The organism is Halomonas sp. A3H3 (genome assembly GCF_000982975.1).
GTDB lineage: Bacteria > Pseudomonadota > Gammaproteobacteria > Pseudomonadales > Halomonadaceae > Vreelandella > Vreelandella titanicae.
Window position 1 is genome coordinate 4,830,241 of the sequence record NZ_HG423343.1, and the last position, 13,930, is coordinate 4,844,170.

The window sequence follows — 13,930 nt, forward strand, 5'->3', positions numbered from 1 at the left end:
CTTACGAATCAACCATCCGATAGTAAAAGTGAGGGCCATCAGAGACATTGGCATCAGCAATATCGCCGTCAGGCTTTTCATTAGTGTATACATGGCAACCATCTTGCAGAACTTGCTCGGAAACGAGAACCCAAAGGAAAATCAGCCAGCTAGCATACACCGCTACCCCTGCTGGATAAGCAAAAAAAGAATAGCTTAAGCCAAAGCCCATAAAAGTGATTGGCAGCAATATACCAGCCACGGCATAGGAGCGCTGAGTGGCGCTTTCAGCGCGTAAACCTGGGAAAAAAAGCCACAGGGGAATGAGATAGAGGCTCACGACTATAACAAGACCTGGCAGCCCTTTTCGTACCCAGGCATCCAGAAGGTCGTTATGCGCATGCCAGTAATTGCCTAACTCGGGGCTTAGCACGCCTTGAGTCTCTAGTCTTTGCATGGCGGGTAGATAGCCCTGATGCCCGTAGCCCACGAGGGGACGTTCATAAATCAGCCAGAATGCGCCGCGATACATTTCCAAGCGAGCCCCTACGGAGCCATAGTCAGCGCCTTCCATGTAGCGATGCACCTCGGCCACCGCCTTATCCACCCTTTTTTCTACGCCGCTATGGGGCGTCGTATACACCCCTATCATCACAGCTATTGCAGCAGTCAGTGCCAACCATCGCCACAGCGCTCGCCAGCGACGCGCATAACCGTAATAAAATACCCATATCACTAGCGGCAGTGCCAACCACCCGCCCCGGGTGCCAGAAAGAGCCGAGGCTAGTCCGCCCCCCATTGCGCCGCTCAGCAAAAGCGCTACCCAAAAAAAACGTGTTGATCGCTGTTGCCAGGCCCACCCCAATCCGGCCAAACATAACAGCGACATCAATAGCGCAAGATTGCCGAAAAAGATTGAATGTAACGGTGGGTGGCCTGTAGCACGGGTTAAACCGACTATCCATTTTTGCCACGCCGCCCAACCCCCTGCACCCAATCCACTTAGCGCTAAACCCACCCACCATGCTGAAGGACGTGGTGGAACGGCGCGCACTAACATAAACGCCAATGCCGCGAGCCAAGCTGCACCAGCTAATGGCAAGGCCCGCTCCAAGCTAGAATGCCAAGCGCCAGCCACTACTTCGACAATACCGACTCCTAGTAGCAACGCCAAAAGAAGGCCATCACCACGCCCCATTGGTTTTCTAAAAAAGCTACGCCTTTGTCGCTCATGCCTAGCAAGAAACGACCATATAATAGTGATCGCCAATCCTAGCCAATAGCCCAAGGGGGCCAATAGCGGTAACACGGTGATTGCTAAAGCCTGCATGCAGTATTTACCTTGTAGGCTACAGGAGTGCGCATGCTTTATTGTCTCACCCGGTCTCCGCTTCCTCTACCCATCACAGTGAGGAACAGGTAGCGAAAATACGTCGGCATCGCCATTGTCGCCAACATTTTTTGATCCGTTTCTGCCAGTAATTGAGGCGTAGACATATCAATATCGTTAAGTTGCGCCAGCCCGGTAATTCCTGGGCGAGCATTGTATACACCACGCTCAGTACGCTCTTTGATCAACTCATCTTGCGTGTATAAGCAAGGACGAGGCCCCACAAGGCTCATATCCCCTTTCAATACATTCCATAGCTGCGGTAACTCATCCAATTTGGTACGCCGTAAGAAATGACCGAATTTGGTAATTGAAGAAGAATCCGCAAGATGCGAAGCAACCCAAGCGGTATCAGGCCTCATAGTACGAAATTTAATCAATACAAACGGCTGGCCACGGTATCCCACACGCTTTTGCAAAAATAGAGGAGACCCCGTGTCCCAGTAACCGATTAAGGTTAATATAAGCAATAATGGCAGACCAATGAGTAGGCCCGTGGCAGCAAACAGGATATCAAAAAATCGTAATATTTTAGTCATGATGTCAATACCCGCATGGTTAAGTCACTATTATTACCATATAAAAATTAGATCTTGGCAACTTCCACTTCAACAAGAATACGCTTTATCACCCAAACAAAGGCAACCAAAGAGTAACGATCTCGAAGAGAAGTATATAAACAAGCTGTTTATATAGCTATAACTATTAACCTCACAATTTAGGCATATTTTCTCATTCTATTTTACTAGACTCACCAATTAGAAATTAAGCAAAAAAAGGCTAAAACAATTCCTGTTAACGCATATTATTTAATAAGAAATATAACGAATGCAGTTTTGTTAACAGAGGTCAGCCGTAATTTTCATGACATCACAACGATTAACTCTGCAGAAAAAGCCAGTCCAGATAATGATCTAAAACTGAGCGACATTTCTTTGGCGCGCAATGTCTCTGAGGTGCTGATTAGAAACCAGTGACAATGCCTCGAAAGGTAATTTTTTCAGTAGGTCTGAGGGTTACTCTAGGTTTAGGGCACTACAGGTTTAGGAGGGGAGTACAAGCTAAAGCGGGCAGGATATCAGAAATGGAGGCGGCCCCAAAAGCCACATCCCGGCACACGCAGCCACCACTACCGTTGCTCCCTTCCGGGCCTGGCGGGGTTCGCAGTTTAGCGTTGCGGGAGGACCTAAGGGACCACCATAACGGCACACTCTGTTATAGAATAAGTGTGCTGAGGCTGATGTGGTGGCTACGCCCTGATTTGAACAGGGGACCCCATCATTATGAGTGATGTGCTCTAACCAGCTGAGCTACGTAGCCTTTCCCTCATCAACGGGTGCAGATTATGCCTACCTTAATGACGAAAGGCAAGCCGGATTCCGGCTTGCCCTGCTAGTCAACAAAGCGTATCGAAATCGACTTACTGAATAGCGGCGCGCACGGCCTCTGCACCTGGCTCGCCGTCTCGTGTTGTAACGCCGTCTAACCACTCGTCCAGTAGGCTATCATTGGCCTTCAAATAGTCACGCGCCGCATCACGGGGATCTTCGCCATCATCCATGATCGCGCTCATGAGCTGATTTTCCATTTCCAGCGTGAAGGTCATATTGCGCAGCAAGGTACCCACATTCGGGCACTCATCCACGAATCCCGCTCGGGTATTCGTGTGCACAGTCGCGCCGCCTAAATTTGGGCCAAAATAGTCATCAGCATCAGCAAGATAAGCCATATCGAAGTTGGAGTTCATGGGGTGCGGTTCCCAACCTAAAAACACCATCCACTGCTCATTAGGCACCCGAGCGCGCAGTTCTGCCAGCATGCCGGCTTCACTGGAATCGATCACCTGCCAATCGCCTAACCCATACGCATCGTCATCGATCATCTGCTCAATGAGCTCGTTGCCGTCGTTACCCGCTTCGATGCCATGCACACTACGCTCAAACTGCTCCGCATGTTCCGCTAAATCGTTAACCGAGGTTACCCCCGCATCGTAAACGTATTGGGGTACTGCCAGAGTGTACTTTGCCCCTTCCAGGTTGGTTGCCAAGCGCTCAACTTCACCGCGCTCGATATAGGGATCACTAATAGAGGCCATCGAGGGCATCCAGTTACCCAGGAAGACATCGAAATCATTGTTCCGCATACCGGCGTAGGCAATCGGAACGGAAACGGTGTCGACGCTTGGCTCATAGCCAAGCCCTTCGAGGACTTCACTAGCGAGCGCCGTGGTGGCGGTAATATCCGTCCAGCCCACTTCGGCAAAGCGTACACTGCTGCACTCATTTGCATAGGCTGCCATGGGCAGACCCGCTGCCAGCAATAAAGCACCTGCATAGCGTGAAGAAGTTCTGCTCATCATCGTAGTCCCCTTTTATAAGCTTATTGCCAATACGTATTGCCAAAACATATTGGCAAAACATGGATACGAACACTCAGTTGCTGCCGTGGTCGCAGTGCGTAGAAATCATCGGCGCCTTTTTATTGATTGAACGTTCAATAAAAAAATGCCATCATTGTTAGGTAATCATGTCTACGCCTGGGTTTCAAGCAACGACCCTGTTAGGCATTCAACGAATTAGGAGAACGTCGTGCCAAAGGTGGGAATGGAACCGATACGCCGCCAGCAGTTAATCAACGCGACTATGGCAGCCATTGATGAAGTCGGCTTAGCCGAAACTACCGTGATGCGAATTGCCCGCCATGCGGGCGTGTCAGCGGGCATTATCAGCCACTACTTTGGCGGTAAAGATGGCTTGCTGGAAGCGACGATGCGGCAAATCCTGACCGACCTGTCCGGAGCCGTTGCGGTGCGTCGCCATGCGCTGGAAGACGACTCTCCCCGCGCCCATATCGGTGCCATTATTGAGGGTAACTTTGACCGCACTCAGGTCACCGGCCCCGCCGCCAAGACATGGTTAGCATTCTGGGCCAGCAGCATGCATAAGCCTATGCTGCAGCGTCTGCAAAACGTCAATGATCGCCGTCTTTACAGCAATTTATGTCACCAGTTCCGACGTGTTATGCCCCGCGTAGAAGCCCGCAACGCAGCACGCGGCTTAGCCGCCATGATTGATGGGCTATGGCTGCGTGGCGCGCTAACGCCAGAAGGCCTTGACGCCGAAGAGGCCCGCTACCTTGCCCACACCTATCTCGACCAGCTTTTTGCTCATCATGGATGCACCAACAAAGCATCCAATATTTACCTTTAATTTTCTGATTCTTGGAGATCGACATGGCCGCTCAAGACGTACAGCCACTTTATATTGATGGTCGCCAGGTAAACGCCACTTCAGGCGATACTTTTACCGTTACCAACCCTTTCGATGGCAGCCTGCTGGCCACTATCGGCCAAGCCAGCCAAGCGGATGTTGACACCGCGGTCACCGCAGCCCAGCGCGGCCAGCGCGAGTGGGCCGCGATGAGCGGCATGGAGCGCTCACGCATCCTGCTGCGCGCCGTCGCGCTGCTGAGGGAGCGCAATGACGAGCTAGCTGAGCTTGAAACCCGCAATACCGGCAAGCCGATCAGCGAAACGGCCAGTGTCGATATCGTTACCGGCGCAGATGCGCTGGAGTACTACGCGGGCCTGGCGCCGGCTATTGAAGGCAGCCAGATCCCCCTTCGCGACAGCTCTTTTGTGTACACTCGCCGCGAGCCCTTGGGTGTCATTGGTGCCATTGGCGCCTGGAACTACCCGATCCAAATCGCCTGCTGGAAAGCCGCCCCGGCGCTGGCGGCAGGCAACGCAGTGGTATTCAAGCCCAGCGAAGTGACCCCGCTGACCGTGATGAAACTAGCGGAAATCTTTACCGAGGCAGGCCTGCCCAATGGCGTCTTTAACGTGGTTCAGGGCGACGGCCGCGTGGGCGCCATGCTCACCGAGCACCCAGGCATCGCCAAAGTCTCGTTCACCGGCGAAGCAGGCACCGGCAAGAAAGTGATGGCCGCCGCTGCTAGCTCAACGCTGAAAGACGTCACCATGGAACTGGGCGGCAAATCGCCGCTGCTGGTGTTTGCAGATGCCGATCTTGATCGCGCTGCAGACGCCGCCATGATGGCCAACTTCTACTCCAGCGGCCAAATCTGTACCAACGGCACGCGGGTATTTGTTGAACGTAGCGTTAAAGACGCCTTTGAAGCCAAGCTGGTGGAGCGCGTTAAGCGCATCAAAGCAGGCGATCCCATGGATCCCAGCGTCAACTTTGGCCCCCTGGTCAGCTTCGAGCATCAGGAGAAAGTGCTCTCCTATATTGCCCTGGGCAAAGAGCAAGGCGCTCGCCTGCTCGTGGGTGGCGACGACTGGAACACTGGTAGCTTTGCCAATGGCGCCTGGGCTGCACCCACCGTGTTTACCGACTGCACTGATGAGATGCGTATCGTGCGCGAAGAGATCTTTGGCCCGGTGATGTCGGTACTCGCCTTTGATGATGAGGCGGAAGTCATTCGCCGCGCCAATGACACCACCTACGGCCTGGCCGCCGGTGTCTTCAGCGAAAGCTTGAACCGCGCCCACCGCGTGATCCACCAGTTTGAAGCGGGTATTTGCTGGATTAACACCTGGGGTGAGTCACCCTCGGAGATGCCAGTAGGCGGCTATAAAGAGTCGGGTATTGGTCGCGAAAATGGTGTTGAGACGCTCAATCACTACACCCAGACCAAGTCGGTACAAATCGAGATGGGGCCGTTTGAGTCAGTGTTTTAAATCAAAGCACCACTTTTGGCGCACTAACCGACCAGGGCGCTGGGGGTGGCTTGTAGCGAGGGTCTTTTCCCATGGATGGGAAAAGTAGCGCCCAGGGATGGGTTCACAGCGCCCTCGCGTAAAGCTACCGCCAGGAAGCCCCGCCCCATCTTCAGACTCGGTAATTCACTATGTCTCAACCACGCGAATTTGATTACATCATTATCGGTGCAGGCTCGGCGGGCAATGTGCTCGCTACCCGCCTCACCGAAGACAGCAACGTCAGCGTACTGCTTTTAGAAGCGGGCGGGCCCGACTACCGCTTCGATTTCCGCACCCAAATGCCTGCCGCTTTGGCTTACCCACTACAGGGCAAGCGCTACAACTGGGCGTTTGAAACCGACCCCGAGCCGCATATGGATGGTCGCCGTATGGAGTGTGGTCGTGGCAAAGGGTTGGGCGGCTCCTCACTGATTAACGGCATGTGCTATATCCGCGGTAATGCACTCGATTACGACAACTGGGCCAAACAGCCCGGCCTCGAAGATTGGGACTACCTAAGCTGCCTGCCCTACTTCAAAAAGTGCGAAGCCCGCGACATTGGACCCAACAGCTACCACGGTGGCGACGGCCCGGTCAGCGTGACCACGCCCAAAGCGGATAACAACCCGCTTTATCGCACCTTTATTGAAGCCGGCAAGCAGGCTGGCTACCCGGAAACCGAAGACGTTAACGGCTACCAGCAAGAAGGCTTCGGCCCTATGGATCGCTTCGTCACGCCCAAAGGCCGCCGCGCATCAACGGCCCGATGCTACCTGGATACCGCCAAACAGCGCCACAACCTCACCATCGAAACCCATGCCGTTACCGATATTATTGAATTCGAAGGTAAACGTGCGGTGGGGGTACGTTATGAGCAGAAAGGCGAAAAACAGCAGGCCTACGCCCGCCGTGAAGTACTCCTGTGCGGTGGCGCCATCGCTTCCCCGCAGATTCTGCAGCGCTCAGGCATCGGCAACCCTGAACTGCTGAAGGAACTGGGTATCGAGACGGTTCACGCCCTGCCCGGCGTAGGTGAAAACCTCCAGGATCACCTGGAGATGTACATCCAGTACGAGTGCAAAGAACCCATCTCGCTCTACCCCGCGCTAAAGTGGTACAACCAGCCCAAAATTGGTGCTGAATGGCTGTTCAATGGCACCGGCGTGGGCGCCAGCAACCAGTTTGAATCCTGTGGTTTTATCCGCAGCCGCGATGAAGAGGAGTGGCCCAATCTGCAATACCACTTCCTGCCCATTGCCATTAGCTATAACGGCAAGAGCGCGGTGCAGGCCCATGGCTTCCAGGCCCACGTTGGCTCAATGCGCTCAGAAAGCCGTGGTCGTATTCGACTTACCTCGAAAGATCCACACGCCGCGCCCAGCATCCTGCTCAACTACATGGCCAAAGAGAAAGATTGGGAAGAGTTCCGCGATGCTATTCGCCTGACTCGCGATATCATCGCTCAGCCAGCCTTTGATAAATACCGTGGTCGCGAGATAGCACCAGGGCCCGACGTGCAGTCGGATGCCGAGCTCGATGCCTTCGTCAAACAGCACGCCGAAACCGCCTACCACCCCTGCGGTAGCTGCCGTATGGGCGAGGGTGAAATGGCCGTCACCGACGGCCAGGGTCGTGTCCATGGTATTGAAGGCCTTCGCGTCGTAGATGCCTCACTGTTCCCGGTGATTCCCACCGGCAACCTGAATGCGCCCACCATTATGTTGGCCGAGAAAATCGCCGACCGTATCAAAGGCCATGAGCCGCTTCCCCGTGCCAGCGTTGACTATTACGTCGCCAACGGAGCACCGGCCAAACGCGCCTGAACATTTAGTCTGTTTTTTACTCCAAACGCCATGGCTTGTCGCCATGGCGTTTTTTTTGGCTACGTTAAAGGAACAAGCTACGCCAAACGTGCCTAAAAACTTGCGTGTGATAGCCCCCATCTGCCAATATTCAAACAAGTGTTCGACTCAATATCTCAACAACGATGTTACTCGCGTTTTATTAACAACAGTCGGCCTGCAACAGTGGCCAGCAAAAAGAGAGATAACCTATGCTCACCCTACTTCTGATCGTGCTCGCCATTGTCGGCTTGCTCGTGGTCATGCGTCGCGAAGCAGGCGCTCCCGCGGCGCTAGCTGTGTTTGGCGTATTAGGCCTTGTTGGCCTACTGTTTGACGCGGAAATCATTGGTGGTCTGCTGCTTCTTGGCGCTGCGGCAGTAGCCGTGGCAGGCCTGCCTGCACTGCGTCGCAAGTGGCTCACACCGCGCTTATTCGCCACCTTTAAAAAAGTCGCCCCCAAAGTTTCCGCCACCGAGCGCACAGCTCTGGAAGCGGGCAGCGTTTCCTGGGACGGAGAGCTATTTTCAGGCAAACCCCAGTGGGAAAAACTGCTCGCCTTTAAAGACGATGGCCTACGCGACGATGAGAAAGCCTTCCTAGCCAATCAGTGTGCGAAAGCCGCTGGCATGTGCAACGCCTGGGACATCGCCCAGGAGCGCGCCGACCTGCCCCAGCAGCTTTGGGACTACCTGAAAAAAGAGGGTTTCTTCGGCATGATTATTCCGAAGGAGTACGGTGGTCTTGGCTTTTCGGCTAAGGCTCAGTCCATGGTACTGCAGAAGCTCTCCGTCAATGAAACCCTGATGGTGACCGTGGGCGTACCCAACTCCCTCGGCCCTGGCGAGCTGCTGCTTAAATACGGTACCCAAGAGCAGAAAGATCATTACCTGCCGCGCTTATCCGATGGCCGCGAGATCCCCTGTTTTGGCCTCACCGGCCCCCGCGCAGGTTCTGACGCTACCTCGCTGCCAGACACTGGCGTTGTATGTAAGCAAACCATTAACGGCGAAGAAGTGATCGGCCTGCGCCTTAACTTCGAAAAACGCTGGATCACTCTGGCGCCCATCGCCACAGTCGTTGGTCTTGCCTTCCGTCTGTTTGACCCGGAAAAATTGCTGGGTGACGAAGAAGATCGCGGTATTACCCTGGCGTTGATTCCCCGCGATACCGACGGCATGGAAATCGGCCGCCGTCACCACCCTATCGGCAGCCCGTTTATGAACGGCCCGATTATCGGCAAAGATGTCTTTGTTCCGCTGGACACCATCATTGGCGGCCCAGACATGATCGGCCAGGGGTGGCGGATGCTGGTGGAGTGTCTGTCTATCGGCCGCTGCATCACGCTGCCGTCAGGCGCCACCGGCACCGCGCGTTACGCCCTGGGCTGGAGCGGCGGTTTCACCCGTGTTCGTCGTCAGTTCAACGTGCCGGTTGCCGAAATGGAAGGTGTGCAAGAGCCCCTCGCCCGCATGACGGCGCTGGCCTATATCTCCCAGGCCACCGTGTATCAAACCGCCAATATGATCGACCACGGCGAAAAACCCGCCGTGCCCTCAGCCATCCTGAAGAGCCAGTTGACCGAGTTCCAGCGCGTATTGCTTAGCGATGCGATGGACGTTCACGGCGGCAAGGCAGTCACTCTTGGCCCGCGCAACTACCTCGGTATCGGTTACAGCGCCAACCCGGTGGCGATCACCGTGGAAGGCGCCAACATCATGACCCGCAACCTGATGATCTTTGGTCAGGGTGCTATTCGCTGCCACCCCTACGTACTAGAAGAACTGGCTGCCAAAGACGCCAACGATATGCAGGCGTTCGATAAAGCCTTCTTCGGTCACGCGGGCTTGATCTTTGGTAACGCTGCGCGCGCCTTTACCCTCGGCTTTGGCATTGGTAAAGCCAGCGTACCCTTCGACGGCCCCGCCGCCGCCTATGCCCAGGATATTGCCCGCCTCTCCGCTGGCTTTGGCCTGTGTGCCGATGCTGCCATGGCAAGCCTGGGTTCAGCGCTGAAGAAACGTGAAATGATCTCTGCACGGCTGGGGGATGTGCTGTCTAACCTCTATCTCACCTCAATGGTACTCAAGCAGTGGCAGGCAGGCAGTAAAGTAGAAGGCGAAGAGGCGCTGTTGCACTACAGCTGCCGCTTCCTGCTCCAGCGTGCCGAGCAGGCGTTTGTGGAGATTTTCGATAATCTACCCAACCGTGCGCTAGGTAAAACGCTCAACGCCGTAGTAATGCCCACCGGTCGCCGCTGGAATAAACCCCACGATGACCTGGCCCGGGATATCGCTAAGCGTGTGTCTACACACAGTGCCCTGCGCACCAAGCTGCTGGAAAACACCTGGGATGCAGACGACGGTGAACAGCGCAACCCGCTGGCGCGCTACAACGCTTTGCTGGTCGATTATGACCGCGCCGAGGCGATCTACCGCACGGTGAACAAGGCGTATGCTAAAGGCGAACTCCCGCAAACGGCGCTGCATCCTGAGGCTCGTGTAGAAGCCGGTCTGGAAAAAGGCCTGATCAATGAAGAGGATGCCGACTTTATGCGTACCTTCGAGGCCGAAGTACTGGAAATGCTCACCGTGGACGATTTTGCCTACGATGCCTTTGCCAAGAATAAGTCCACGCTGATCGAGCACAACGGAAAACCTGCGGTAGCGCCTAAGCCGGAGGAAGAAAACGTTAAGTAATACCTCTCTTGTTCAAAGCGTTACCTGTAAAAAAAGCCGACTTCTGCATGCCAGGAGTCGGCTTTTTTGTGTTCACTTTCTACACCTAAATGCGTAGACCGAGGAACCAAAAACGCGTTGCAAGTTCGCAAACGATCAACTAGCCTTTCGTAAACGAAAACGATCTACCTTATCCAACAACAATGACGCTAGCGAGATCGGCATGTCCTTACATTTGCAAAATATCGATCACATCGTTAACGGTGTGCCCCATATCAGTGGGATAGACTTAGCCCTAGAGCCAGGATCCTTTAATGTGCTGCTTGGGCGAACACTTGCTGGCAAAACCACTTTAATGCGCCTAATGGCGGGGCTTGAACCACCCACCCGCGGCAAAATTATTATGGATGGCAAAGACGTCACGAACGTCTCAGTGCGTAAACGCAATGTCTCCATGGTGTACCAGCAGTTTATCAACTACCCCAGCCTCACCGTTTATGACAACATTGCGTCGCCGCTTAAACTGGCCAAACACCCAAAAAGCGAAATTGATAAGCGGGTTGGCGAAATTGCTGAAATGCTGCATATCGAGCACCTGCTTAACCGCTACCCGCAGGAACTCTCTGGTGGCCAACAGCAGCGTACCGCCATGGGGCGGGCCTTGATCAAAGATGCCGACTTAATTCTGTTTGATGAACCGCTGGTCAATCTGGATTATAAGCTCCGCGAAGAGCTACGCGATGAGTTGCGTGATCTGTTTAAAGCGCGTAACTGCATTGCGGTATATGCCACCACCGAGCCCAATGAAGCGTTAGCGCTGGGCGGTAACACGGCGGTACTGCACGAAGGCAGGCTTCTCCAATACGGCCCTACCGAGCAGGTCTATCGCGAGCCCAATGGCCGCTTTAGCGCAGAAATGTTCTCCGAACCCCCAATCAATATCGTTCCCGGTCAGCTGACCGACAGCGAGATCACCTTCGACCAAACGCTTCACTTTCCCTGCGATGACGAGCTAAAGCGTCTTGAACCGGGTGATTACGACTTTGGCGTGCGAGCTTCGCATCTCACTCTACAACCCCAACAGGCCGATGACCTGGCCCTGGATGTCCATGTGGATGTAGCGGAAATTAGTGGCTCTGAAACCTTCCTGCATGTTCGCCACGAACGCTTCCCCTTAGTGCTGCACTTAGCGGGTATTCACCAGTTTAGTGTTAATGAACCTCTGAAAGTTTACTTCCCCACCCATCAACTTTACGCCTTCGACAAGCAGGGTCACACGGTACATATTCCTGCACGTCAGGGAGGAGCTGCCCATGGCTGAGATCACACTAAAAGGCTTAGCGCACTCCTACGAAAAAACACCCAAGGGTGCGGCAGATTACGCCATCCGACAGATGGATCATGTATGGCATCAGGGCGGTGCCTATGCCCTATTGGGCCCTTCAGGGTGCGGTAAATCGACCCTTCTGAACATTATTTCGGGCCTGCTTGAACCCTCGGAGGGTGACGTACTTTTCGACGGTCAGCGGGTCAATGAGTTGCCCCCAGAAGAGCGCAATATTGCCCAGGTGTTCCAGTTTCCGGTGATCTACGACACCATGACGGTGTTCGATAATCTTGCCTTTCCCCTGCGCAATATGAATACCCCCGAGTACCGGGTGAAACCCAAGGTACTCGAAGTCGCCGATATTCTTGAGCTGACCCCTTTGCTGGATCGTAAGGCCAAAAACCTGACCGCCGACGAGAAGCAGAAGGTCTCCATGGGCCGTGGGCTGGTACGTGACGACGTAACGGCGATTCTGTTTGATGAGCCGCTCACCGTTATCGACCCGCAGCTAAAGTGGAAGCTGCGTCGCAAGCTCAAAGAGATTCACGAGCGCTTCAATATCACCATGATCTACGTGACCCACGATCAGCTCGAGGCCTCTACTTTCGCGGATAAAATTGCCGTGATGTATGAGGGCCAGGTGGTGCAATTCGGCACCCCACGTGAGCTGTTCGAGCGCCCTGCGCATACCTTTGTGGGTTACTTTATTGGCAGCCCGGGCATGAATTTTATGGCCGTGGAATATCGCGACGATCAGGTAATGTTCGGCACACAGCCACTGCCGGTTAGCGAGCAGATGAAGCACGCTGTCGCCAGCGCTGCCAATGCCAGCGCTAACAATATTAGCCATAACAATATAAAACTAGGCATCCGCCCCGAGTTTATCGCCATTTCCTCAAGTGAAGTGGCCAATAGCGTGCCGATTCAGGTGACCAGCGTGCAAGACCTGGGCACCTACTCCCTGCTGACCTTCAAACTCAACGAGCAAACGTTTAAGGCACGCCTGCCCGAAGGCCATCCGCCGGTCAGTGAAGCGGCGTTTGCGCACTTCGATGCTGCTCACGTAGCGCTGTATATCGATGAATACCTAGTGGAGGCTGGTCATGAATAACAAGGTACCCAATAACAGAGCCTGGCTACTGGTGCTTCCCATGCTGGTTTTGGTGGCCTTTTCCGCCATCATTCCGCTCATGACCGTGGTCAACTACTCGGTGCAGGACGTGCTCGGGCCGAACGCACGCTTTTTTACCGGCACTGAGTGGTTTCAAAGCATGCTCAACGACGACGCGCTGCAGGCAGCGTTTCTGCGCCAAATTTCGTTCTCGCTGATTATTCTGGCTATTCAGATTCCGCTAGGGATTGGCATCGCGCTCATTATGCCCAAACGCGGTTGGCAAGCCTCGGCGGTGCTGATCCTGATTACCCTGCCGTTGCTGATTCCCTGGAACGTAGTGGGCAGTATCTGGCAAATCTTTACCCGTGGCGATATCGGCTTAATGGGCTGGGGCCTGCGCGAACTGGGCATTGAATACAACATTACCCGTAATGCCGGCGACGCCTGGGTAACCATCATTTTAATGGACGTGTGGCACTGGACGCCGCTGGTGGCCATGCTGTGCTATAGCGGTCTCCGCTCGATTCCCGAAGCCTACTATCAAGCAGCACGTATCGACCGTGCCTCAAAATGGGCGGTGTTCCGCTACATTCAGCTCCCCAAGCTAACCAACGTGCTGGTCATTGCCGTGCTGCTGCGCTTTATGCACTCTTTTATGATCTACGCCGAACCCTTTGTACTGACGGGCGGCGGGCCGGGCAGTGCCACCACTTTCTTAAGTCAATCACTAACCACTATGGCTGTCGGCCAACAGGATTTAGGCCCTTCTGCAGCTTTCTCGCTGATCTACTTCCTGGTCATTCTGCTGGTGAGCTGGGTGTTCTACACCACCATTATGAATATGCAGAAAGACAAACCGCCGCACGGAGGTGCCTAAC

The 13,930-nt window shown here is 54.4% G+C and carries 10 protein-coding genes, 1 tRNA gene and 1 other RNA gene; 7 read left to right on the forward strand and 5 right to left on the reverse strand.

Features of this window, described 5'->3' with window-relative positions:
* Position 1: 1 nt before the first annotated feature.
* From HALA3H3_RS27765 to HALA3H3_RS21970, 5 genes are all read right to left on the reverse strand, one after another.
* Entirely contained in the window at positions 2–1,309 is a 1,308-nt protein-coding gene (locus HALA3H3_RS27765) for an O-antigen ligase family protein (RefSeq protein WP_022523700.1), read from the reverse strand.
* Between the two features lie 38 nt (positions 1,310–1,347).
* Complete coding sequence (locus HALA3H3_RS21960; RefSeq protein WP_022523701.1) at positions 1,348–1,908, reverse strand: sugar transferase; 561 nt, start codon at positions 1,906–1,908, stop codon at positions 1,348–1,350.
* 555 nt (positions 1,909–2,463) lie between these two features.
* Positions 2,464–2,560, reverse strand: an RNA gene (gene ffs / locus HALA3H3_RS26395) — signal recognition particle sRNA small type.
* Positions 2,561–2,612: 52 nt separating this feature from the next.
* A tRNA-Met gene (locus HALA3H3_RS21965) sits at positions 2,613–2,689 on the reverse strand.
* Between the two features lie 100 nt (positions 2,690–2,789).
* A complete protein-coding gene (locus tag HALA3H3_RS21970; protein WP_022523702.1) occupies positions 2,790–3,728 on the reverse strand; it encodes a choline ABC transporter substrate-binding protein in 939 nt (312 codons plus the stop codon).
* Between the two features lie 229 nt (positions 3,729–3,957).
* Between HALA3H3_RS21970 and betI the strand changes: the two genes are divergently transcribed.
* From betI to HALA3H3_RS22005, 7 genes are all read left to right on the forward strand, one after another.
* Positions 3,958–4,578: a transcriptional regulator BetI gene (gene betI, locus HALA3H3_RS21975; protein ID WP_009286516.1), complete on the forward strand. Its 621-nt coding sequence runs from the start codon at positions 3,958–3,960 to the stop codon at positions 4,576–4,578.
* A 23-nt stretch (positions 4,579–4,601) separates the two neighbouring features.
* Entirely contained in the window at positions 4,602–6,071 is a 1,470-nt protein-coding gene (gene betB / locus HALA3H3_RS21980) for a betaine-aldehyde dehydrogenase (protein ID WP_022523703.1), read from the forward strand.
* Positions 6,072–6,241: 170 nt separating this feature from the next.
* Positions 6,242–7,915: a choline dehydrogenase gene (betA, locus tag HALA3H3_RS21985; RefSeq protein ID WP_022523704.1), complete on the forward strand. Its 1,674-nt coding sequence runs from the start codon at positions 6,242–6,244 to the stop codon at positions 7,913–7,915.
* Positions 7,916–8,145: 230 nt separating this feature from the next.
* Positions 8,146–10,632, forward strand: coding sequence for an acyl-CoA dehydrogenase (locus HALA3H3_RS21990; RefSeq protein WP_022523705.1), 2,487 nt, complete (start codon positions 8,146–8,148; stop codon positions 10,630–10,632).
* A gap of 202 nt (positions 10,633–10,834) precedes the next feature.
* The gene (locus tag HALA3H3_RS21995) at positions 10,835–11,932 is read left to right on the forward strand and encodes an ABC transporter ATP-binding protein (protein ID WP_022523706.1); all 1,098 of its coding nucleotides are present in this window, start codon (positions 10,835–10,837) and stop codon (positions 11,930–11,932) included.
* Positions 11,925–13,049: an ABC transporter ATP-binding protein gene (locus tag HALA3H3_RS22000; protein WP_022523707.1), complete on the forward strand. Its 1,125-nt coding sequence runs from the start codon at positions 11,925–11,927 to the stop codon at positions 13,047–13,049. The genes HALA3H3_RS21995 and HALA3H3_RS22000 overlap by 8 nt, the downstream gene beginning before the upstream one ends.
* Positions 13,042–13,929: a carbohydrate ABC transporter permease gene (locus HALA3H3_RS22005; RefSeq protein WP_022523708.1), complete on the forward strand. Its 888-nt coding sequence runs from the start codon at positions 13,042–13,044 to the stop codon at positions 13,927–13,929. The genes HALA3H3_RS22000 and HALA3H3_RS22005 overlap by 8 nt, the downstream gene beginning before the upstream one ends.
* Position 13,930: the final 1 nt, after the last annotated feature.

Coding starts and splice junctions, on each gene's coding strand:
- HALA3H3_RS21960 (WP_022523701.1), bottom strand. CDS start 1,908: ATGACTAAAATATTACGATTTTTTGATATCCTGTTTGCTGCCACGGGC.
- HALA3H3_RS21990 (WP_022523705.1), top strand. CDS start 8,146: ATGCTCACCCTACTTCTGATCGTGCTCGCCATTGTCGGCTTGCTCGTG.
- HALA3H3_RS22005 (WP_022523708.1), top strand. CDS start 13,042: ATGAATAACAAGGTACCCAATAACAGAGCCTGGCTACTGGTGCTTCCC.
- HALA3H3_RS22000 (WP_022523707.1), top strand. CDS start 11,925: ATGGCTGAGATCACACTAAAAGGCTTAGCGCACTCCTACGAAAAAACA.
- HALA3H3_RS21995 (WP_022523706.1), top strand. CDS start 10,835: ATGTCCTTACATTTGCAAAATATCGATCACATCGTTAACGGTGTGCCC.
- HALA3H3_RS21970 (WP_022523702.1), bottom strand. CDS start 3,728: ATGATGAGCAGAACTTCTTCACGCTATGCAGGTGCTTTATTGCTGGCA.
- betA (WP_022523704.1), top strand. CDS start 6,242: ATGTCTCAACCACGCGAATTTGATTACATCATTATCGGTGCAGGCTCG.
- betB (WP_022523703.1), top strand. CDS start 4,602: ATGGCCGCTCAAGACGTACAGCCACTTTATATTGATGGTCGCCAGGTA.
- HALA3H3_RS27765 (WP_022523700.1), bottom strand. CDS start 1,309: ATGCAGGCTTTAGCAATCACCGTGTTACCGCTATTGGCCCCCTTGGGC.